Raw genomic sequence first — 22,387 nt, forward strand, 5'->3', positions numbered from 1 at the left:
CGCTTTATTAAGAATTTAATTAAGTTTGTTTTACATTTCTCTCTTCTCATAAAAATTCCTGCCTCTTTTTATCTGTTTTTTGTAAATATTTGAAAAACAGCGCAAAAAGAGGCTGCATGGCAGCCTCTTTCCTTAACGCAAGATCTCCTCTATTCGTCTCAGCTCTTCATCACTGAACTGCAGATTTTTCAACGCGCCTACGCAGTCGTCAATTTGGCTCACTTTACTGGCGCCGATCAAGACCGAGGTAATGCGACTGCCGCGCAGCACCCACGCCAATGCCATTTGCGCCATGTTCTGGCCTCGCTCCTTAGCTACTTCATTCAGCCGACGAACCTTTGCCACCAACTCCGACGTCAAATCGGTCGCCTGCAGGAAGGCACTGCCGCTTGCCGCGCGCGAGTCGCTCGGAATGCCGTCCAGATAACGATTCGTCAGCACGCCTTTGCCAAGCGGCGAGAAGGCAATGCTGCCAACGCCCTCTTTTTCCAGCAGATCCAGCAGGCCGTCTTCCGGCCAGCGTTCGAGCATCGAATATTTGGGCTGGTGAATCAGACAAGGCGTACCCAGCCTGCGCAAAATCCGAATCGCCTGCGCCGCCTCTGGCGCTTTATAATTTGACAGGCCGACATATAACGCCTTGCCTTGGCGAACGATCTGATCGAGCGCCGCCATCGTTTCCTCCAGCGGCGTTTCCGGATCAGGACGGTGATGGTAAAAAATATCGACGTAATCAAGCCTTAGCCGCTTTAGGCTTTGCTCGAGACTGGCGATGAGATATTTTTTCGAACCCCAGTCGCCATAGGGACCGGGCCACATCGTATAGCCCGCTTTCGTAGCGATGATCATTTCGTCGCGCTGCGTCGCAAAATCGCTGTGCAGGATGCGGCCGAACATCTCTTCGGCCGAACCGGGCGGCGGCCCATAATTATTAGCCAGATCGAAATGCGTGATTCCAAGGTCAAAGGCTCTGCGCAGCATCTCCCGGCAGTTTTCCGCCTGATTCACCTCGCCGAAATTATGCCACAGGCCCAGTGAGATCGCCGGCAGTTTCAGTCCGCTTTTGCCGCAGCGATGATAACGCATCGTTTCATACCGCTGCAGGTCAGGTCGATAACTCATCATATTTCCCCCTGTCTTTGACGCTCCGTTTTATACACTATATATTTTCTCTCACTCCTCGTTCCCCTTTATTTGAGCGGTAATTTTTTGACTGTCCTAAAATTATCGTCGTCTTCTTCATTTAAAATCCATATTGCCGCTTCTTCTGGCAGGATAACGTACAAAATTCTAGAAATTACCAAACAAGGCTTTTTCTCTGTTCGCACTACGTGAAGATGAGGTGATTGGGTTGAAAGCGATTTTCTTGCGTCGGTCGTTTTTGTTTCTGGTTTCGCTGCTTTTTTTATTCGCCCTGCTGCTCGGCGGCTGCCTGAAAAAGGAACCGATCCGGATCGGCTTCGTCGCCGACCTAACGGGAAAGCAGGCGGAACTCGGCGTTCAGGAACGCAACGGCGTACAACTGGCTGTTGACAATCTCAATGCGTCCGGCGGCATCGCAGGCCGTCCGATCGAACTTCTGATCCAGGACGACTTAGGCACAGGCGACGGCGCCCGCGCAGCGATCCATCAGTTACTGCAAGCCAATGTGGCTGCGATCATCGGCCATGCCACCAGCGCGCAAACCACGCTCGGCCTTCAGCTAACGGATCCGGCTAAAATCGTCCTGCTGAGTCCGACCGCATCGACGCCCGACCTAAGCGGCAAATCGCCTTATTTTTTCCGCGTTTATCCTACGTTCTTGGATAGCGCGCGCGGCTTTGCCAGTTATGTCTATCAAGATCATGCGCTGAAAAAGATCGCCATTTTAGCAGATAGCGATAACGCCGCCTACGCCTTTACTTACCGGGATGTCTTCAGCGATAAATATACCAGTCTAGGCGGCAGCGTCGTCAAATCAATCTCGTACGCTTCTTCCAAACAGCCCGATTTCGCTCCGTTACTCAAAGAACTCAGGCAAGGCGAACCGGACGGTCTGCTCTTGGTTACCTCCGATATCGATGCGGCGTTGATCGCGCAGCGCGCCCGGCTGATGGGCTGGCGGGTGCTGCTCTTCGCTTCCGCATGGGCGCAGACAGAGATTCTTTTGCACAATGGCGGCATGGCGGTCGAAGGGATGGAAATTGAACAGGCCTATGCGCTCGACAACGAAAATCAGGCTTTCTCGGCCTTTAAGCAGCAATACCAAGCGCGCTTCGGCCGCGCGCCTTCGTTCGGCGCTTCTTTCGGCTATGAAGCGGCCTCCGTCTTGGCCAATGCTTTGAAAAAGACAGGCGGCCAACGTGAAGGATTGCGCCAGGCGTTGCTCGACACCAAAGATTTCCCCGGCTTACTGGATACGATTTCCTTCAGCGCCAACGGCGACGTTGTGCGTCCGTTCTATCTCAGCACGATTCGTAATGGCAAGTTTGTCATTCTTGCCACCTTGTCGCAAGCCAAGCAATAGCCTTTCCGCTAAAGTCAAAGCAAAGGGGTGGTGTGCATGCGTTCTCCTCGCGAAAAAATTCCGCCTTTGGAACGGGTGTTGCTGCGTCTGCTGCTCGGGCGATTATTTATTCCGCTATTGCTTTTAGGCCTCGCCGTACTCTGCAGCGCGACGTATTTCAACGACCGCACCTTAAAGCAGCACCAGGAACAAACCGCTCTGACGACTGCGCAAATGGTGGATCACTATCTTAAGAACGGCGATCGCATGCTTGACGCACTCGCCAAGACAGCCGCCAAATCGCCCGCGGATTTCGTCGCTTTTACGCAAAGCAGCTGGGAAGCGTACGGCATATTCGAAACGATTTATTATTTGGATGAAAAAGACACTATCGTCTTAATGGTACCGCCTGACCCACGCTATCAGGGCATGGACATGTCCAATCTTCCCTATTTTCAAAACTTGGATGAAGCGGATCAACTGCTGGTTTCCCGCCCGTTCATCTCGCTACGCACCGGCGAGCCGACCGTTTATCTGGCGAAAACACTGCCGCACGGACGCCTGATCGGCGCTTTGAACTTAAACGGCGTGCAACAGCAAATTGAAGAACTCAATGACGTGAACCGAGGCAATACCGTGTTCATCCTTGATCAGTCCGGCACCTTGCTTGCCTACCCGAGCGCACAGCAAATCCGGCAGCAGACGAACCTGAGCAATCTCTCCATTTTCCAGCAAGGTTTGCACGGCAATACGACGGCAATTTACCAAAACAATGGCGCTTTCTTTCTCGCCAGCACCGCTAAGACGACAAAAAACGATTGGATCATCATCACCCAGACGCCGCTCCTTTCCTCATGGGGGCCCTACCTCGGCGCCTTCGCTTTTGCCTTAATGATCGCCATTTTGCTTTGGCTGGCCGTCTGGCGCAATCTTAGCCAAAGCCTGCGCAGCGACATCGTCCAGCCGATTGCGGAATTGAGCCGCAGCACTGCGGCGCTTGCCTGCGGCGATTATCCGGAAGCCGACGTACAAACCCCGCCGACTTTCTTTGCCGAACTCAATAAGCTGGCGCTCGATTTCTCGCAAATGAGCCGGACACTGCAAGCCCGTCAAGAAGCGCTCGCGACGAGCGAACAGCGTTACCGCAGCCTGTTTGCCGAAGTGCCGATCGGTCTCTTTCGCACCATGTTTGACGGACAGATCATCGATGCCAACCCCGCCTTTCAGCAGATGCTGGCCTGGCCCGAACAGGAGCCGCTCTCCGCTTATCGCCTGACCGATTTTTACGCCTCGCTTCAGGATCATGAACACTGGCAAAGACTCTGCGGCAGCAACGATGCTTCGCTTGACGCCGAACTGAAAATGCGGCGCAAGGACGGCCGCTTCATCTGGGTCCGCCTCAGCATGCGCGGCATTAGCGCTTCAGACGGGCGCGCAGCTTTCTATGACGGCAGCATGGAAGACATCACCGCGCGCAAAGAGGCCGCCGATGCATTGCAAGCCGCGCATGACCGCCTAGAAATGAAAGTGGAATTGCGCACCCAGGAACTGACTTCGCTCAACCAGGAACTCATGGCGATGAACTTTGAGTTGACGGAAGCGCTGGATCGTTTGAAGAAGACCCAGGAAATTCTGATCCATTCGGAAAAAAGAGCCGCGCTCAGCAATCTGGTCGTCGGCCTGGCACATGAGGTCAACACACCGGTCGGCGTTGCGATCACCGTCTCTTCGCACCTGCAGGAACTGTTTCTCGCCACCGCCGCCCGTTATACAGAAGGGATCATGAAACGCAGCGACTTCACGCAGTTGCTCGCAGACAGCCAGGAATCGATCGAGCTGTTGCTTACCAGTCTGAACAAAGCCGTGCAACTGATCCGCAACTTCAAACAGGTATCGGTCGATCAAAGCGGCGAGACGCGACAGCGCTTTGTCGTTCGCGAATATTTGGAAACGCTGGTGAGCAGTCTGCGTTCCGCCAATCGTGATTTTTGCCATCAGGTCGAGATTATTTGTGCTGAACACATCGAACTAGACAGTTTCCCCGCCGCCTTTTCGCATATCGTTACAAGCTTGCTGCTGAATTGCCATCATCATGCGTTCGCACCGCAGCAATGCGGCAAGATTACCCTGTCCGTCACGTTTGACGCAAACGGGCCATTCATTTTGACCTGTCAGGACAACGGCCAAGGCATGTCGCCGGAAATGCGCGAAAAGATATTCGATCCGTTTTTCACCACCCGGCGCGGCACCGGCAGCATTGGACTCGGTCTATACATCGTATACAACATCATCACACTGCAACTGTTCGGAAGCATCATCTGCCAAAGCGAAGTCGGCCAAGGCACTGCTTTCGTCATCACATTGCCCCAGGAAAAACAGCCTGACTATGCATCTGTCTAAAAAAGAAAAAGCAAAGGGGATTGCCTCGCCGCGTAAGCGCCGTGATAATCCCCTTTGCTTTTTCTTTTTGCTAAGCGCCGCGTCCGCCGCTGAATTCATCGATCGCACGCTCGATTTCCTGCGTCAGCGCATCGGGCAAGCCCTCGATCTTGACGTGCAAGAAACCGCGCACAATCGTGGCGACCGCCGTCTCTTCACTGAGCCCTCTGGCCATCAAGTACTCGATCTCTTCCGGCGCGATCTTCCCGACCGCCGCTTCGTGGCTCAGTTCCGCATTGTCGGTCCGTACTTCCAGTTCTGGAATCGCATAAATTACGCCTTCCGGATTGAGAATCAATCCATGGCATTCAAGATGCGCCCTTGTTTCCGCAGAGGAAGCCAGCAAGTGACCGCGGTTGATGCTGGTTCCGCCAAGACTCAAGGTGCGGGCGATAATTTCGGCTTTTGCCCCCGGCGCCGCTAGGACGGCGCGCCCGCCGACGTCAAGATGCGAGCCCGGCATTGCAACCAAAATCGAATTCAAACGCGCCAGCGAATCCTTGCCGAGCAGACGCACCGTCGGATACATTTGTAGATCCTGTACCGGCTTCAAGCAAATGTAGTTGGACAAAAAGACGCCGCCCTCTTCGACCACCACTCCGGTACGCGGTCTGACCGATACCTCTTCCGCCCATTGATGAATCATCGTAAAGGTCAGTTTGCCGCCTTTTTTAATGAAAAATTCGCTGATGCCGATATGCATGCCGCGTTTGACGTCCGGATCGGTCGTACAGCCGGTGATCACATGCAGCTCCGCTCCTTCTTCGACAATGATCATATTGTGCACGTCCTGAATCAGCCCATCCTGGCTGATATACAAACAGGCCTGCACCGGATGCGGTACTTTCACGCCGGGCAGCACGCGGATGAAATAACCATGTTCTTGATGCAAAGCCGCTCTGGCGGTATATTTGTCGGCATCCGCAGACACGGTCTTCCACCAGTAATCTTCGAGCCAGGGATGGCAGCGCAGCGCCTGGTCGGTAGACATCACTTCGAGCCCTTCTTCCGCCATGCTGCACTGCAGAACCGAATGATTCATCTGCACATAGCTGCCGGATCGCGTCGCAGAATCCGCTTCCGTTTCCACGCCGACCTGTTCGAGCGCCTTGCGCCGCTTCGGCGTTAGATCCTCTCCCGTCGCTGCTTTCGCTTCATCGTCCGTGTAACGCTTCAGATCGACATCCGCACCGTATAAGCCAAGTTTCTCCGTTGCTTTCTCCGCTTTCTCCTTCCAGCCAGCCGTTTTCTCTTCGCTCATTGACAGTCCCCCCTTCCTTCTGCGCAACGGATGCAGTGTTCATAGCCGCCCTGACGGATGCAGCTTAGCATCTCCTGTGGATTTCCGCTGCAAGAAATCGTGCCGTCGTAGAGGACATGGGCAATATCGGCCGGAACATATTGCAAAATATGTCCGGTATGCGTGATGATCAGACCGGACTTGCTGCGTTTCGCCCGACGCTGACGCAGCGATTCTCCCGGCGCAACTTTTTCCGCGACCGCCGCGCCACGCTCCATGATCCAGTCGGCTGCGGCGCCGACCAGCGCAATATTCTCAAGGTCTACGCCGGATTCCGGTTCATCAAGCAAGAGCAGATCCGGTTTCTGCGCCATCAGCTGCAACAATTCGGAACGCTTGATCTCACCGCCCGAAAATCCTTCATTCACATTGCGGTCAAGAAATTCGCTCAGATTCAATTTGGCCGCCAAGGCGTCGGCATCCACCTCTTCTCTGCTGCAAAGCGTTACCATCTGGCGCAGCGTCAGACCGCGAATCGTCGGTGGACGCTGAATCATCACACCTAAACCCAGCTCGGCGCGGACATCGACCGGCAGTGCCGTGATGTCGGTCTCACCGAACAATATCCGCCCCTCTACGACGCAAAAGCGTGGAAAGCCCATGACCGCCCCGACCAACGTCGATTTCCCGGTGCCGTTCGGCCCGAACAAAGCATGAACCTCTCCCGGCTTTATATGCAGGTTCACGTCACGCAAGATAAGTTTGTCCTGAACTTTCACACTGAGATGCTCAATGCGCAGCATCGCATCCGCCTCCTTCATCCCTGGATATCTAAGGCGCAGGAAATTTTTTCCTACTTAAGCCAATTGTATCATTTCAGATCGGCAAAATCCATATTTATCCAACATGTTTCTTTAGGCAAAAAAGATGACAGACCCAGTCTAAGCCAGGTCTGTCATCTTATATCTTTACCCTTACATTCTTGTCCGTCATCAGACTGCGCAATTCGCGTTGGTACTCTTTGTTAAGGCGGTCGATCTCCAGCTGACGCTGCTGCAGCATTTCATCGCGTTCCCAGCGTTCCTGCGGCGTGTTGACCATCTCGATGAATTTCTCATATACCTGCACTTTGTTTTCCAACAAAGTGATTCCTTTGGCATGAATCTCTTTGATCTGCGGCGTTTTCGCTTCATACTTGCGTTGTCCGTCCAGCTTTTTCAGCAAGTGCTCTTTGCGCTGCTGCAATATTTGCATCAGTTCTTCTTTCGTTTGCGCGCTCGTGATCGAACGGTCTTCCACTTCGCTCGACAAAGCCTGCGCCTTCTTGCCCTGCTCGAATTCAAAGGTAACGTACTCTTCCAATTCGCTTTTTACCGGATCGCTAAAACAGCCGCTCAGCACCGGTACCAGGACAGCCACGCACAGTCCGACAATCGCCAGCTCTTTTTTCCAGTTCATTGCGCCTTACCTTCATTTTCTTCATATATTTACACTCTTTCATCATAGCAAAAAACGGCGCATAAATCTCTTTTTTCAACTATTTTTAGCGGCAAATTATAAGAAGTTCATCAAAGTAGACTGCTGCACGGAAAGGCTTTTCCCTCGCTATTGATAGTCCTTCGCCAGCGCGGCCCGTACAAACTCAATGTGCTCCGCCATCTCAACGCCCATCATTTCGGCGCCCGCCCAGAGCGTCTCGCGATTGACCGCGCGCGCAAATGCCTTATCCTTCAATTTTTTCAGCACAGATTTCACTTCGACATTCGCCAGATCTTTGTCCGGCCTTACCAACGCGCAGGCGATGATGAAACCGGTCAATTCATCGACCGCATAGAGTGTTTTTTGCAGCTGACTGCGTTCGCCCGGCCAATCACGGGCATGCGATTCGACATCGGCAATGAACGCTTCGCTATAGCCGTGCGGCTGCAGCAGCATGGCGGCCTGCGTCGGATGCTGCTCCGGGTATTTTTCAAAATCGACGTCATGCAACAAGCCGACCGCGCCCCAGTATGCAACATCCGATTGATATTTTTCCGCATAGGCGCGCATGGCTACCTCCACCGCGCGGCAGTGATTGAGCAGCACCGTTTCTTTTACATGACTCGTTAAGACTGACCAGGCTTTTTCCCGACTCGTATCCATTTTCATTTCCTCCCGCTTACGTTTTTTCATTTTCCCCTGACCGCTTGGCGATAAAAGCTTTACTGTTTCTTCGCCCTGTCTTTGAACTTACCGGTCACAACCGCATGCAGTTCCGGCTGCTTGCGCAACAATTCGTCCAGCTTGTCTGCGCCGAAATGTCGCATGACCGCTTCGATCATGATGTCATGCCGGACATATTCGGTTGCGACCAGTACAAGCGCCGGATCCTGCGTCTTTACCGCCCAAGATGCGCCATGATCAAGAAAGTTGGCAATGATGACCTCTTGCCGGTCTTTGACGGCCAGCGTCAATTGCCCGCCGATTCGCGCCTTGACCACATCCGCCGGCATATAGTCATGATGAAACGTCGTTCCCAGGCGGCAAGCCGCATTGCCGAAGACAATCGAGCAGACATTGACGCCGCGCTCTTCGGCGCAGGCCACGCTCTGGCTAAGCAGCGTCGCCTGCGGTTCCCAGACGGACAGCCACAGCTCACTTTTGCTGCTTTCAACAAGGCTGTGCAATTCGTTGAACACCGGCTCACGGCCATGGATCCTGGCAATGACCGCCAGTTCGTTATTGCTGCCGAGCGCCGCCAACGATTGATCGAGAAAGGCAAACGTCGCATCGACATCGCGGCGCAATCGTTTCAATAGTTCTTTCGCCGGCACCGGCGAATATTTCACCGGTTCCGACGGCAGCGTATAAATCGCGCCGCGTTCGCTAAGCTTGTTCAGCACTTCATAAATCATTGAGCGGGGAACGCCGCAGCGCTTGCTCAACTCGTAACCGGTCACCGGCGCTTGCTGCAGTAAGGAGACATAGGCCTTCGACTCATATTGCGAGAAGCCAAGTTTTTGAATCTCCAGCATGATTTTTTCCATGCAATCCTCCTAGTCGTTCTTCTTATAACTACGTCGTTTGTTTTATAACTACTATAGCAATTCTTTTTTTGCCTGTCAATCGCATCCGCTTCGCCTGCAGAAAAAAAATATCCGGCAGCTTCGATCGTTTACGATCCATGCTGCCGGATATTTGCGCTTCTTTACAATTCTCTTTTCCGACTAACTCGCCAGTCCCGGCAACAATTCCTTCAGCGCATGCGCCACGCCGTTTTCTTCATTGCTGCGCGTAACGGCACGACAAACGCTTTTGACTTCCGCTGCCGCATTTCCCATGGCCACGCTGTAGCCGACCGCTTCCAACATCGATATATCGTTTTGACTGTCGCCAATCGCGGCCGCATCAAAGAGCCGGATTCCCAAATGTGCTGCCAGACAGCGCAAGCCGTTTCCTTTCGATGCGGCGGCAGAAACCGCCTCAAAACTATTCGGACCGCCCTGGTAAACCGCGACGCCCGGCATCGCATTCAATTCAAGAATCGCTCTTTGCCGGAACGCCGCATCATAACTGATCGCATATAATTTGTACAACTCTTCGTCCGGCGGTATCGCCTCTTGATACTCCTTCACCATCACCCGCCCGTCCTGACTGCTTTGCTGCCTTTCTACCGCCGCCATGCTGAAGCCGTCCGGCAGGGAATTCGACTCCTGCAATCGCTTTACTTCCGCCTCCAGGCGCGCCAACGCATACGTAGGCACATAGATGGATTTCCCGCTGGACGTTTCATAATACACTTCTTTTTCTTCCAGCCACTTTAGTACCGCCAACGCATCGCACCGCTTCAGCGCCGAATGCTGCAGCAAATTTCCCTTTCGGTCATGTACCGCGCCGCCGTTGGCGCTGATGACCGGCGTTGCGATGCCGGCCCGTTGGCAAATCGTTTGCACATCAAAATACATCCGGCCTGTAGAGATCACGATTTCCACGCCACGATCCTGCGCCGCCTTTATCGCGGCGACGTTAGCACGACTGATCTCACTCTTTTTATTGAGTAATGTTCCATCCAAGTCAATTGCAACCAGTTTCATACTATCCTCCAGACTGCTTCCTCATTTGTCGTTGATCTTTTCCGCCAGTTCCGTCAGGTACGTCCAGCGTTCCAAGAGCGCATCGAGTCGCGTTTCCATTTCTTCCTGCTGCGCGGTCAATTCCTGCAGCAGCGTATAATCGGCTCCCGCATTTTCGATGCGCGAGCGCACCGTCTTGAGCGCGCCTTCTGCTTCGGCAATGACCGCGTCAATCGTCTCGTATTCTTTTTGTTCGCTATAACTAAATTTGCGCGGCCGTTCTCGTGTCCGTTCTAAAACCGGTTTTTCTTCTTCCGCCGCTTTTGTCGCCGTTTCCTGTTCTTTACGCAGCTCACAACGTTCCTGATAGTCCGAATAGCCGCCATTGTACGGCTCGATCTTCCCTTCGCCTTCAAACGCGAAAACCCTGTCCACTACCCTGTCAAGGAAATAACGGTCATGCGATACCGTGACGACCGCACCGGGAAATTCATCGAGATACTCTTCCAGTATCGCGAGCGTTTGAATGTCGAGATCGTTTGTCGGCTCGTCGAGCAAGAGAACATTCGGCGCACTCATTAAGATTCGCAGCAAATAAAGACGCCGCTTTTCGCCGCCCGACAGCTTGGCAATCGGATTCCACTGCAGCTCCGGCGGAAAAAGGAAGCGCTCCAGCATCTGACTGGCGCTGATCGTGCCGCCGTCAGCAGTTGGCAGATAGTTCGCCTCTTCACGGATATATTCGATGACGCGCAAGTTCTCATCCATTTCGCCGTTTTCCTGCGCAAAATAACCCAGTTTGACCGTCTGGCCGATTTCCCGTTTGCCGCACTTTGGCTGCAAGCGCCCGGCAATGATGTTAAGCAGCGTCGACTTGCCGCTGCCGTTAGGACCGATAATGCCAACCCGATCATCCTTGAGCAGAATGTAGCTGAAATTTTCAATCAAGCGTCGCTCCGCATACGCATGGCCGATGTGTTCAAGTTCGATGACCGTGCGGCCGAGCCTTGTCGCGCCGACGTTGATTTCTACCTTGTTCTCGCTCAGATCGACCGACTGCTCGCTCAGCGCTTCATAGCGCTGAATGCGTGCTTTTTGCTTTGTCGTCCGTGCCTTCGCACCGCGCCTCATCCAGGCCAGTTCCTTGCGCAGCAGATTCTGACGTTTCTGTTCGCTGGCTTCGGCCGATTCTTCCCGCGCCGCTTTCAGTTCCAAGAACTGGCTGTAGTTCCCGCTGTAAGCATAGAGCGTCCCTTTATCGAGTTCGATCATCCGAGTTGCCACCCGATCGAGGAAATAGCGGTCATGCGTGATCATCAAAAGTGCGCCTTTGCGTTTGGCCAAGTATTGTTCCAGCCAGGCGACTGTGTCATTGTCGATATGGTTGGTCGGTTCATCAAGAATCAGCAGATCCGCCGGAGTGATCAATGCGCCGGCCATCGCGATGCGCTTTCGCTGACCACCGGAGAGACTTTCGACTGTTGCGGAAAAATCACTGATGCCCAATTGCGTCAGGATGATCTTCGCATCGCTTTCCAGCTTCCAGCCGTCGACCGTATCCATTTCCTGCCCCAGATCGATCAGTCGCCGCTGCAGCCTTTCATCCTCCGGCTGCTGCCGACTTTCTTCCAGTGCCTTTTCATACTCGCGCAGCACCCGCATTTCCGGCGACGTTCCCTTGAACACCTGTTCCAGCACCGTAGCGCCTTCATGAAACACCGGTTCCTGCGGCAGATATTCGAGGCGGCTGCCGCCGCTTTTTGTTATCTTTCCGCCGTCGGCCGTATCAAGACCGGCCAACACCTTTAAAAACGTAGATTTCCCTGCACCGTTTACGCCGATCAAGCCGATCTTATCGCCTTCTTCGACGCCGAACGTGACATCGTTAAACAAAACTTTCATGCCGTAACTTTTACTGAGATTTTCTACTGTTATTATCGTACTCATCTATTTCGAATTCCTCTTGTTCTTATTTATTCTCATGTATTATTCCATTTTTCCGGTTCGTCATAGCAATGATCAACGCCCCCATCACTGCGGCACAAAACGAACCCAGCAAAACTCCCAGTTTTGCCTGATCCGTCAAATGCGGTATCTCAAACGTCAGTGCGGTAATAAAGAGCGACATCGTAAAACCAATCCCTCCCAGGCAGGCCGCGCCGAGCAATTGCACCCATGTCAAATCAAGCGGCTTCGTGCACAATCTGCATTTCACCGACAGCCACGCCGCGCCGAAAATCCCCATCGATTTGCCTATAACCAGACCGCCGATTACGGCAAACCCCAGATTGCCAAGCAAAGGTCCGTTTGAAATACCAATCACTTGAACGCCGGCATTAGCGAGCGCAAAGAGCGGTAAAATCAGAAACGACACCCAGGGATGCAAGCCCCGTTCCATCTTTTGCAATGGCGTTTCCACACCGTCGCACAAGCGCGTCAAGTCTTCCACCGCATCCTGAACGGCGGCGTCACGCAAAATATCGCCTTGTAACGAACCAGATCGAGCCAGGCTATGGAAGACTTTCTCTCCGGCCTCAATGAACGGCCGCGTATCAATAGGTGCACGCGCCGGAACAACCATAGCCGCCAAAACGCCTGCAATGGTCGCATGAATGCCCGATTTCAACACCAGTAGCCAGAGCAGAAACGCAAATGCGGCATAAATAACCGTATGCCGAACCCCTAACCTATTGACAATTGCCATGACCACCAGAAGCAACGCCGCCAAGCCTAATGTAATAAAATCGGGCGGCGCAGAATAAAACAAGCCGATGATTACAATCGCACCAATGTCGTCAACAATCGCCAGTGCCGTGAGAAAGACCTTGAGACTAAGAGGCACCCTCTCACCCAAAAGCGAAAGAATCCCTAGCGCGAATGCGATATCGGTGGCCGTCGGAATAGCCCAACCGTGCGCCAACGCCGGATCGCGCAGCAACAACAGATAAACAAGCGCCGGAGCCAACATGCCGCCCAGTGCGGCCACGAGAGGAAATAACGCCTTGCGCAGATTGGCCAGTTCACCGGCTAGCATTTCCCGCTTGATTTCGAGTCCAACCAGGAAGAAGAAGATCGCCATGAGTCCGTCGTCAATCCAGTGCTTCAGCGTTTTTTCCATTTCAAAAGCGCCGATTTGTATCTTTGCGGTCTGCTGCCAGAGCGAAAAATAATCGGCGCTCCACGCGGAATTTGCCCAGAGCATCGCCGCTGCCACACAGATTGCCAGCAAAACTCCGCCAGCCGAACTATTGCGGGCAAACAAACGAAACGGACGTAAAATATAATCAATCGGCGCCTTGCGGTATACAGCTCCAACGCGCCGTCGTTGTCCTTTTGCAGCCATCCGTCTCACCTCTTTTTCTTTCTTCTTATCTCATCATACCATGCACCCAGAGCAATTGCCATAAGGCTCGCCTGTCGTTTTGCCGCCGAAAACAGCTGCGCTGTTTTTCCTTCATTAAAGCAGTCCTGCTTTATGACGCTGATTTTTTCTTTACCCGGCGCTGCAATATTTTTCTCTTTTTGTCGTTTTTTCGCCGCATCAGTTTACTTTTCATTATGCGTATTTGAAAACAATAGGCACACAGAGCTTATTTGACTAGACAGTCTGACTATGCAGTCTCCATTTACAACTGTTTTTTTTATGTTACAATAGTGTCCTGTATACGTAGTCTTGGGAGTAAGTACTAATTACGAATAAAACGGCCGAACGTTTCGGCTTTCCTGGGGAGGAATTACACAATGAATATGAAAATCATCGCCCTGACGCTCGGCGTCCTCTTAAGCAGCGCGACCGCCTTCGCTTCTCCGGTCGAATTCAGCAAAGGTTCTCTTGAACTCGAACTTGGCGCAACGCTGAATGCAAAATCCGCCGGCTCCGGCGCCGTCGCAAAAGAAGTCAAGGGAAAATCCGGCTACAAATCGGTGGCCACCTTCGGTTTAAGCGACAAGTTTGCGCTGCAGCTCAAACATGGCAACTTCACTTCGGAAGATGCACAGTACGGTCCTTTGAAGACCTTTGTCGAATCGACCCCTTCCGATTTCAACCTTCTTTACAAACTGAATCCGACCATTACGCTGATCGGCGGCTATGAGCACACCGACATCACTTACGGCAAAGCGGTCAATGCCGCCACCAGTTCCGCGTTCCACATCGGCTTTACCGCGGCTAGGCCCTTGTCTGAACGCATGACATTGTTCACGACGCAGATGATCGGCAACAACGTCTCGCTGCAGGAATACGGCCTCAGTTACAAGACCTCGAAAGTGACGACGCTCAATGTCTCCTACGCCGACCGCAAGATAAAGAATGTCTCCTTAGAGGTACCCGCTTTGCATATTAGCGGCAAAGAAGATTACCAAATGACCGGCATCACCTGCACCGTCGGCGTAAAATTCTAATTGTTTTTTCGAAACAAGACCGCTCATTTTTTGCGCGGTCTCGTTTTTATTTCGCTTATTCTTTTCTTTGGCAGGGATAGCCTTGCGCATGACGAACTTTTTTAAGTATCGCCAGCACTTGTCTTGGCGCAAATTTTTTAGGGAGGTTTCAAAATGAACAGAGCAAGTAAACGCATAGCCACGCTCCTCGTCTTCGTTTTTCTCCTTTCCTTCTCGCTTTTGGCCGAAGCAAAGAGTCCGCTGGTACTGCAAACGGACTTCGGTCTTAAAGACGGCGCTGTCAGCGCGATGCAAGGCGTCGCCGTCGGCGTCGATCCTGACATTCGCGTCTTCAATCTGACGCACGAAATTCCCGCCTATAACATTTGGGAAGCGTCTTACCGTCTGATGCAAACCGCGCCGTATTGGCCTGCCGGTACGGTCTTTGTCTCGGTTGTCGATCCGGGCGTCGGAACAGAGCGCAAATCGATCGTTCTCAAGACGCAGACCGGCCACTATTTTGTCACGCCTGATAATGGCACCCTGACCTTAATTGCAGAAAAGATGGGCATCGCCGAAGTCCGGCAGATCGATGAAAACACGAACCGTCTTTCCGGCTCGAACGAATCCTATACTTTCTTCGGCCGTGACGTCTATGCCTACACCGGCGCTCGTCTGGCAGCCGGCGTCATCGACTTCGAGCAGGTCGGCCCGCGTCTCTTGACCGACATCATCCGCATTCCTTACCAAAAATCGGCTGTCAAAGGAAGCACGGCAATTGGCACGATTCCGATCCTCGACATTCAATACGGCAACGTATGGACCAATATCAACAAGACTACGCTTGATTCACTTCAGCTGCGCCCCGGCGATATGCTGCAAGTCGAAATCTTCAACCAGGGCAAAGCGGTCTATAAAGGAAAGATGCCGTTCGTCAACACATTCGGCGATGTTCCCGACGGCAAGCCGCTCGCTTACTACAACAGTCTGATGGATCTGTCCTTCGCACTCAATATGGACAGCTTCTCCAGCGTGAACAAGGTCTTTTCCGGTCCGGAATGGAGCGTAAAAGTGGAGAAAATTAACCGCTGACTTAAAAAGTGCCGTCTCGCGTGTGGCGAGACGGCACTTTTTTATGCAATTTTAGCGTCACTTCCGCTTTTAGACGAGTGGGCGGCGTTTTCTTTCTCTGCTTTCGTCTCCGTCTCTCGCGCAGTCGTCGTATCCGTCTCTCCGCCGGAGACATAGACGCGACCGCATTCCGGGCAAACCGATGTGAAAATCCTGACGCTTTGCGCAACGACTTTGCGTCCCTCCTGCTGCGCTTTCGCCTGTTCATTTCCGACATGCTCCTGTTCGTGTGAAGCAACGGCCGCCGCCTCACTTCCGGGTTCCAAATGCGTCGGCGACTTGAAGGAAACGCCCGGATCATTGGATACGTCACTATACTTCCGTTCCTTGCACGTCTGGCACTCAATCTGATTCATCCGCTTCAACTGACGAAGCTGCGGATCGTTCCAATCCTGTTCGCTGCTTCGACCGGACAGTTCAAGCGTATATGCAGGTCCTACCTTGGCCGCCAGATCCGGCGCTTGCGCCGCAGCGCTCGCATTCGCCTGCAGCGGCTGATTCATCTCCTGCAGTTGGACTGCTTGGCCGCTGCCGCCTAAGACTGCTATTGCCGACATCACACCCCCTCCTTTCAGCGGTTCAATGTCCCGCCTCGCTTCGCTCTAAAAAAACGCTCTTTCCATTTGCGACGCCCATCACGATAATGCTGTTTTCCACATCATGCTTGCGATTCAGGCTGATGGTTCCGCTCACGCCGGGAATGTCTTTTGTCTGCTCCAATGCCGCACGAATTCCCTCTCCCGTGACGCTGTCGGCTCTTTTGACGGCATCGAGCAAAACCAAAGCCGCATCATAGCCCAGTACAGCCGCCGCGTTTGGCATGCGCCCCTCCGACAGCTTCATAAATCTTTGCTTAAACTCCGTTACGCGTATATTATCATCATCGACAGAAAACATATCGGCGTAAAATAGATTTTTCAGATGGCTATCGCCAATCAACTGCCGTATCGTATCGATATCCCAAGCATCGCCGCCGACAATCGGCCCTGCAAAGCCGGCCCTTCTCGCCTGCGGTATAAAACGACTCACATCGATGGAAAAGCCGGGGATAAAGACAAGTTCGACATTATCGTCTTTCAGTTCTTCTTTTATTTTGCCGAAATCCGCTTCACCGCCCCGATACTCGCTTTTATAAACAATCACGCCGCCGCGCTTAATAAATTCCCTTTCAAAAAAAGAACCGATTCCCTGCGAGTATTCCGATGAAGCATCGACGTACAACGCCGCGCGCTTGGCATTCAGGCGCGCTGACGCAAAAGCCGCCATCGCGGTGCCTTGAAACGGATCGGTAAAACAAGCCCTAAACGCGTATGGCTTCGTCCGGCCGCTGTCGTCGAGCGTCACGCGCGGATGCGTCGCATTCGTGGCAATAAACGGCGTCTTCAGTTCCCCGGCCCGTTGACCCAAAGAAATAGCCGTGTCCGAATTTTTCGGTCCCAGTACCGCCACGACATGTTCATTTTTGACCTGCTGTTCAAAAATCGTCAGCGCAATCGCCGGATCCGACTTATTGTCGCCTACGACCAAACGAACCGGCAGGCCTCTGATCCCGCCCTTTTCATTCACTTCCTGAATCGCCATTTTCATTCCGCTTAGCGCCAGTGCCCCGGTGCTGCCGTATTTTCCGCTCAGCTCCAAATTTACACCGAGGCAAATTTCGCCCAGGTCGGCCTTTTTTTCCCGCGACGCATTACTGCAACCGATGATTGAGAACGATAAAATAACCAGGGCTACGCGTAAGCACAAGCCCTTCTTCGTCATTTCAACACCTCCGCATTTTCGTTTACAGCAGGGCCTGCGTTCTGCGCGGCAAGCCTTTTACAACTAACGCATACGATTGCTCCAGCAGTTTTTCCAATTCTGCATCCGATAAACCGCCGTCGAGATCGATCGTATTCCAATGCCGCTTATTCAGATGATAGCCTGGCTGAATGCACGCATACTGACGGCGCAGCAGTTCGGCATATTCCGGGTCGCACTTTAAAGACACGGTATCTCGTGCCTCACGCACGCCCAAAATGGCGAATATTTTGCCGCCAACCTTAAGCACCACGACGCCCGGGCCAAACGGAGCCTCTTCAACTGCGCCGCGTTTACTGAGGCCATAAGCTAGCATTTCTTTACCATTCATCGATCGTTCTCCCTTCCTCACAGATACTGTATACTTTCTGATTCACAAGGAAAACTCCTGCAAGATTCACTGGAATAATCTTGCAGGAGTTTTTTTCATGCTACTATATCGCAGGCCGTCAAGACGATCAATTCGACCGCCTGCGCCAACACCGCCTCATCAAAATCAAACGCGCCGTCATGGTGTCCGGCTGTCCTATTAATACCGAGCATCGCATAACTACCCTGTCCGCCGCGTTGCTGCACCCGTTCCAAAAAGCAGGTGAAGTCCTCGCTCGCACCAAGACTGCCGCTTTCCTGCAGCTTTTCAAACGCGCCCTGGCACTCGGCCACTTTGCCTAAACGCAAGGCCAAAGCCGCATCGCTGCTGCCGCCCGACGCGCCTCCGGTTTCAACGCTTTCAGCCGTCACGCCGTACATGGCGGCCGCTCCGGCAATCACTCTTAGCGCTTCCTCTTTCATATATTGGTTGATCTGCGTCGTTTCGCCGCGTGTTTCGAGCTTAAGCAGCGCGCGATCCGCAATCACATTGCGTCCGCTGCCGGCTTCCAGCACGCCGACATTAATGCGTGAAATTCCGCCGCTGTGCCTCGATATCGCATGCAAGTTCAGCGCCGCGTTCGCCGCCGCCAGTAATGCATTGCGCCCTTCCTGCGGCGCAGCGCCGGCATGTGCCGGAACACCTTTGAATGCGACATCGAGTTTCGTCGTTGCCAGAAAACCATCGGTACCGCAAACCAGCAAGCCGCTGCGGTCGGCAAGAAAGCCAATATGCATGCCGAGCAAATAGTCGACATCATCTACGACGCCCGCTTCCACCATCGCTTTCGCACCGCGCACCCCTTCTTCCGCCGGTTGGAAAATCAGCTTTACGCTGCCGGACAGTTCTTCCGTCAGCGTAGCCAAGACCGACGCTACACCCAGACCGATCGCCGCATGTCCATCATGTCCGCAGGCATGCATCACGCCTTTATTCTGCGAAGCAAAGCCTTCTTGCCAAGGTCGATGCGTCGCCGTCGCCGCTTCAAGCACCTCGTTCGCGTCGATATCGAAGCGCAGCGCCAGGACCGGTCCCGGACGTTTGCCACGCAAGATGCCGACCACGCCGGTCAGGCCGCCCCGCATCGCTTCGATCAGTTCGCCATTGCCGCCTTGCCTGGCGGCGCGCGCCATATTTTCCGCCAGTTCTGCCGTCGACGGCACGCCCATCATCGCCGCTTTATCGATGACCTCTTCGCCCAGTTTCACTTCATAGCCAAGCATCGTCAGTTTTTCCGCAATCTTGGCCGCCGTACGAAATTCCGTCCAACCGGCTTCCGGATAGCGATGAAAATCGCGTCGCCAATTTACTATTTCATCCTGCAGCGCCGTTACCGCTTCATGGATTTTTTTCTTCTTCATTTGTCACCCTTCTTTGCCTTAGCGTTTTATTTTCTTTATAAGAGCATGAACATCGAAACGATCGCGGCAATCAGCATGCCCGGCGCATTTCGTTTCGCAATCTCCATCGGGCTGACGCCGGACAATTGCGCACAGATGATCGCCGCGCCCGCGAGCGGCGACATCGTCCGGCCAAGCGCGCCGGTCAGCTGCGCGAGCGAACCGAGCTGCGCGATTTCGAGACCGAAGTGCTGCGCATGCGGCGTTATCGCGCCGTTGAACGCCAGCGTCGCCGCATCGCCGGAGCCGCAGAGAACCGCGATCAAAAACGGTCCGAACGTCGCGGCCAGTTTTACGATGCTCTGCGAATTCTTCATCGCTTCTATCAACGCATCGGTCAGGCCGATCAATTGCATGCCGGTCGTGAACGTGGCCGCGGCGATGATGATGCCCATCACTCCTGCGTACGCGCTGCCCATCGCTTCAAAAAACGCTTTCGATATTTCCTGCGGACTTTGCCGCGTCACCAAATAGGCAAGCAACGTACCGCTGATCATCGCCTGCGGCACGCTGATTTCCGGAATCAGATGCACCTGCTTGCTGCCCAGCAGCAACATCACAAGCGGCACGAGCGGAACAATCGCTTTCAAGAAATTAATTTTGAATACCGCCTGCTCGACGACGGAATCTCCCGTATTTTTTTGCCAGCCGCGATCTTCCTTGCGCAAATAAGCCAGCGCGGCCAAAACCAATGCGCCGATAATCGCCGCACTGATTGTCGTTTTGCTATGTACGGCAATGACGCTGAGTACGTCCATATTCGCCAGTTTGGCGACAAACGGGTTATGCGTCGCGCCGGGACTCAGCACGCTGCCGATCGTACCGGCAAAAATAGCCGCTCCGGCGACCGCCGGGTGCACACCGGCACTCATCAGCGTCGGAATCAGAATCGCGCCAACCGCCGCCGCACAGCCCGCCGCACTGGGCAGTGCGATATTGATCACAAACGTGACCATGACCGCACCGGGAATCAGCACTGGCCTGCACTGCCTCAACAGTCCCGCCAGCATCTGCACCAAATGCGCGTCGCACTGCGTCAGCTTCATGACATAGGCAAAGCCCATCACGGTCAGGATGACCGTCACCAGCCCGGGGTTGACCATCGCTTTGGCAAACGCGTCAATCGCTTCGAGCGGTTTTCCGGCCAGCGCAGCCATCAATAGACCGGATAAAAAAAGGACCATACGGACTTCGTAGCGCTTCACGACAGCCACTCCGGTAAGCAAAATAATGATTGCACCCAAATAAACCACTGTATCATCCATCCTTTTTCTTTTTTAGACGAGCCTTTGCCGTCTCTTCGCCTTCATTATACCTTACGTTACGGACTATTAAAAGACATTTCCTTAATTGAGAAAAAATCACGCGACGTTTCATTTCAAGCGAAACATCGCGCAACAGTCGCACAGTGTGAAGCCTTCTTCTTCATTCTCCTGAGAACAATTTTGAGAGCGCCTGCATGCGCAGCTGATATAGATTGCGCGGTCGCCCTTTATGCAGCGTTTCCTGCTGCGTCAAAAGCGCAAGGCCCTTTTCGACCAAGCTGGCCAACAATCGCCGCGCACTGCGCGGCGTGATCGCCAGATGAAGCGCCAATTCATCGGCACCGACCGCTTCGCCGCTAATTTTGCCGAGACTGGCCAAAAGACGATTTAGCGTCGTAACGCTGATATTCATCTCCTGCGCCATGCGGCGGCAGTCTTCATCGGCCGCACGCAACGAATACTGAAGATGCGCGGCCGAACTTAACGGTCCGGTCACGGTTCCTTCATCGGAAACCACCATCCAATTCCCTTTTCCCGCATGTCTGGCAAAACCCATCGCTTTGTAGGCGTTCTCCTCCGCAGCATGCGCAGTCTGGCCGAAGCCGATACCGCCGCTGACCGGAACCGGCAGCGCCTTGATGATTTCTTCTTTGATCGGCATGACCGTGAAGTTTTCCGTAATCGCCTCGACTGCGCCGCGCGTCGAATAAATGCTGTACTGTCCATGGCCATGCGCATGGATTGCGCCTTTGGCCATTTCCGCATAGTTGATCAAAAGCGTGTACAGCGTCGCTTCCAAACGCCGCACCGTGTAGCCGGAATGCGCTTCGCGCACGACATCCGCATAATCGTCAATTGCGACATGCTGCACCGCAATCTGGCTGTCCTTGAACGCGGCTGCTTCCACCGTTCGAATCGCCAAATTCAATGTCGTTCGGATATTATCGCGCAGTGGCCAGATACGAAATACCGGCACCTGGCGTTTCTTCAATTCCTCATAAGCCGACTGCAGCGTCGTGACAGCGGCTTTGGTTTTTCCGGCCTGCCATAATTCATAATGGTAGGCGGCCAGATCCTGTGTGGAGATGATATCCTTGAATTCTTTCACATAGATGTTCTTGACCTTTAGCGGAATATCGGCAAACGTCTCTTCGATCTCGGCCCGGCTGAGCAAATCGAAACTGATTCCGTCAAAGGACATTTTTTCGATGCAGGCAATTTGCAGCAAGACCCTATAGAGGCTGGAACCGGTATGCGGAATATAAAAGAGCGGCTTGCTTGTCGCCTGGCAGGCAACGGCAAAATAATACGGCACCTGACCGGAAAACAGCCAGACATCGGCGCTATCGCCGTAGCGTTCCATTAGTTCTGGAACTTCCGACGGCACCGCATAGATCAGCGGCGTCATTTCAATCCGTTTTTCGTACTCTTTGCCGACTTCGCCAATCAAGGAGACCGAGTCGCGCGGCCCGACCACGGCAATTTTTATTTTTCGCATGCTATCCCTCTTTGCTGACAGATTATCGCCTTTTTCTTCTGTCATTATAGCATGACTGGCGGCAGGAAATCTTCTGCCCATCTTGAATCACTTTAGTATGGGGGTGAGAACAATGGGGAAATTATTTCAGGTGACCTGTCCGTCTTGCGATGCCGCTATGGTTGATAAGACGCCGGATTCTGCAATGCATTTTTTTGATTGTCCCAATCATTGTCCCGGCTCGCAACGAATCGTACAGGAAGAGAACACCAGTCAAGAAGAGTTGGATGCCGAACGCGAGCGGCATTTGCAGTGGAGAAAAGAACATCCGTAAAGCGAGAACCTGAC

General features: G+C 53.3%; 20 protein-coding genes. 5 read left to right on the forward strand and 15 right to left on the reverse strand.

Features of this window, described 5'->3' with window-relative positions:
* Nucleotides 1-132: 132 nt before the first annotated feature.
* A complete protein-coding gene (gene mgrA / locus QTL79_RS05250; RefSeq protein ID WP_428845458.1) occupies nucleotides 133-1,125 on the reverse strand; it encodes an L-glyceraldehyde 3-phosphate reductase in 993 nt (330 codons plus the stop codon).
* A 226-nt stretch (nucleotides 1,126-1,351) separates the two neighbouring features.
* On the opposite strand from mgrA, the gene QTL79_RS05255 reads away from it, so the two are divergent.
* Both QTL79_RS05255 and QTL79_RS05260 read left to right on the forward strand, forming a co-directional pair.
* Entirely contained in the window at nucleotides 1,352-2,506 is a 1,155-nt protein-coding gene (locus QTL79_RS05255; protein WP_346353900.1) for an ABC transporter substrate-binding protein, read from the forward strand.
* A 36-nt stretch (nucleotides 2,507-2,542) separates the two neighbouring features.
* On the forward strand, nucleotides 2,543-4,885 hold the full coding sequence (locus QTL79_RS05260) for an ATP-binding protein (RefSeq protein WP_346353901.1): 2,343 nt from the start codon (nucleotides 2,543-2,545) through the stop codon (nucleotides 4,883-4,885).
* A 70-nt stretch (nucleotides 4,886-4,955) separates the two neighbouring features.
* Here the strand turns inward: QTL79_RS05260 and QTL79_RS05265 are convergent, their stop codons facing one another.
* The 8 genes from QTL79_RS05265 to nhaA all read right to left on the reverse strand — a co-directional run bounded on the left by QTL79_RS05265 (nucleotide 4,956) and on the right by nhaA (nucleotide 13,559).
* Nucleotides 4,956-6,185, reverse strand: coding sequence for a SufB/SufD family protein (locus QTL79_RS05265; RefSeq protein ID WP_346353902.1), 1,230 nt, complete (start codon nucleotides 6,183-6,185; stop codon nucleotides 4,956-4,958).
* Nucleotides 6,182-6,967 (reverse strand): ABC transporter ATP-binding protein, encoded by a 786-nt coding sequence (locus QTL79_RS05270; RefSeq protein WP_346353903.1) that lies wholly within the window; start codon nucleotides 6,965-6,967, stop codon nucleotides 6,182-6,184. The genes QTL79_RS05265 and QTL79_RS05270 overlap by 4 nt, the downstream gene beginning before the upstream one ends.
* 157 nt (nucleotides 6,968-7,124) lie before the next feature.
* Nucleotides 7,125-7,622: a hypothetical protein gene (locus QTL79_RS05275; protein WP_346353904.1), complete on the reverse strand. Its 498-nt coding sequence runs from the start codon at nucleotides 7,620-7,622 to the stop codon at nucleotides 7,125-7,127.
* Nucleotides 7,623-7,769: 147 nt separating this feature from the next.
* Entirely contained in the window at nucleotides 7,770-8,306 is a 537-nt protein-coding gene (locus tag QTL79_RS05280; RefSeq protein ID WP_346353905.1) for an HD domain-containing protein, read from the reverse strand.
* Nucleotides 8,307-8,365: 59 nt separating this feature from the next.
* Nucleotides 8,366-9,190 carry a TrmB family transcriptional regulator gene (locus tag QTL79_RS05285; protein WP_346353906.1) on the reverse strand — a complete coding sequence of 275 codons (825 nt, stop codon included), beginning with the start codon at nucleotides 9,188-9,190 and terminating at the stop codon, nucleotides 8,366-8,368.
* A gap of 180 nt (nucleotides 9,191-9,370) precedes the next feature.
* Nucleotides 9,371-10,237, reverse strand: coding sequence for a Cof-type HAD-IIB family hydrolase (locus tag QTL79_RS05290; RefSeq protein WP_346353907.1), 867 nt, complete (start codon nucleotides 10,235-10,237; stop codon nucleotides 9,371-9,373).
* Between the two features lie 21 nt (nucleotides 10,238-10,258).
* Nucleotides 10,259-12,163 carry an ABC transporter ATP-binding protein gene (locus tag QTL79_RS05295; protein ID WP_346353908.1) on the reverse strand — a complete coding sequence of 635 codons (1,905 nt, stop codon included), beginning with the start codon at nucleotides 12,161-12,163 and terminating at the stop codon, nucleotides 10,259-10,261.
* A 22-nt stretch (nucleotides 12,164-12,185) separates the two neighbouring features.
* Nucleotides 12,186-13,559, reverse strand: coding sequence for a Na+/H+ antiporter NhaA (gene nhaA, locus QTL79_RS05300; RefSeq protein ID WP_346353909.1), 1,374 nt, complete (start codon nucleotides 13,557-13,559; stop codon nucleotides 12,186-12,188).
* Between the two features lie 398 nt (nucleotides 13,560-13,957).
* On the opposite strand from nhaA, the gene QTL79_RS05305 reads away from it, so the two are divergent.
* Together QTL79_RS05305 and QTL79_RS05310 are read left to right on the forward strand one after the other, a co-directional pair.
* Entirely contained in the window at nucleotides 13,958-14,617 is a 660-nt protein-coding gene (locus QTL79_RS05305; RefSeq protein ID WP_346353910.1) for a hypothetical protein, read from the forward strand.
* 153 nt (nucleotides 14,618-14,770) lie between these two features.
* Nucleotides 14,771-15,688 (forward strand): SAM hydrolase/SAM-dependent halogenase family protein, encoded by a 918-nt coding sequence (locus tag QTL79_RS05310; RefSeq protein WP_346353911.1) that lies wholly within the window; start codon nucleotides 14,771-14,773, stop codon nucleotides 15,686-15,688.
* 41 nt (nucleotides 15,689-15,729) lie between these two features.
* Here the strand turns inward: QTL79_RS05310 and QTL79_RS05315 are convergent, their stop codons facing one another.
* The 6 genes from QTL79_RS05315 to QTL79_RS05340 all read right to left on the reverse strand — a co-directional run bounded on the left by QTL79_RS05315 (nucleotide 15,730) and on the right by QTL79_RS05340 (nucleotide 22,060).
* Nucleotides 15,730-16,284 (reverse strand): hypothetical protein, encoded by a 555-nt coding sequence (locus tag QTL79_RS05315; RefSeq protein WP_346353912.1) that lies wholly within the window; start codon nucleotides 16,282-16,284, stop codon nucleotides 15,730-15,732.
* 22 nt (nucleotides 16,285-16,306) lie between these two features.
* Nucleotides 16,307-17,488 carry an ABC transporter substrate-binding protein gene (locus tag QTL79_RS05320; protein WP_346353913.1) on the reverse strand — a complete coding sequence of 394 codons (1,182 nt, stop codon included), beginning with the start codon at nucleotides 17,486-17,488 and terminating at the stop codon, nucleotides 16,307-16,309.
* Nucleotides 17,489-17,510: 22 nt separating this feature from the next.
* Nucleotides 17,511-17,858: an MmcQ/YjbR family DNA-binding protein gene (locus QTL79_RS05325; protein ID WP_346353914.1), complete on the reverse strand. Its 348-nt coding sequence runs from the start codon at nucleotides 17,856-17,858 to the stop codon at nucleotides 17,511-17,513.
* A 95-nt stretch (nucleotides 17,859-17,953) separates the two neighbouring features.
* Nucleotides 17,954-19,258 (reverse strand): amidohydrolase, encoded by a 1,305-nt coding sequence (locus QTL79_RS05330; RefSeq protein ID WP_346353915.1) that lies wholly within the window; start codon nucleotides 19,256-19,258, stop codon nucleotides 17,954-17,956.
* A gap of 35 nt (nucleotides 19,259-19,293) precedes the next feature.
* Nucleotides 19,294-20,550 (reverse strand): C4-dicarboxylate transporter DcuC, encoded by a 1,257-nt coding sequence (dcuC, locus tag QTL79_RS05335; protein ID WP_346353974.1) that lies wholly within the window; start codon nucleotides 20,548-20,550, stop codon nucleotides 19,294-19,296.
* Between the two features lie 172 nt (nucleotides 20,551-20,722).
* Entirely contained in the window at nucleotides 20,723-22,060 is a 1,338-nt protein-coding gene (locus tag QTL79_RS05340) for a helix-turn-helix domain-containing protein (RefSeq protein WP_346353916.1), read from the reverse strand.
* Between the two features lie 112 nt (nucleotides 22,061-22,172).
* Here QTL79_RS05340 and QTL79_RS05345 point away from each other — a divergent pair, with 112 nt between their 5' ends.
* A complete protein-coding gene (locus tag QTL79_RS05345) occupies nucleotides 22,173-22,373 on the forward strand; it encodes a hypothetical protein (protein WP_346353917.1) in 201 nt (66 codons plus the stop codon).
* Nucleotides 22,374-22,387: the final 14 nt, after the last annotated feature.

The sequence above is a fragment of the Azotosporobacter soli genome (assembly GCF_030542965.1).
Classification (GTDB): Bacteria; Bacillota; Negativicutes; order SG130; family SG130; genus Azotosporobacter; species Azotosporobacter soli.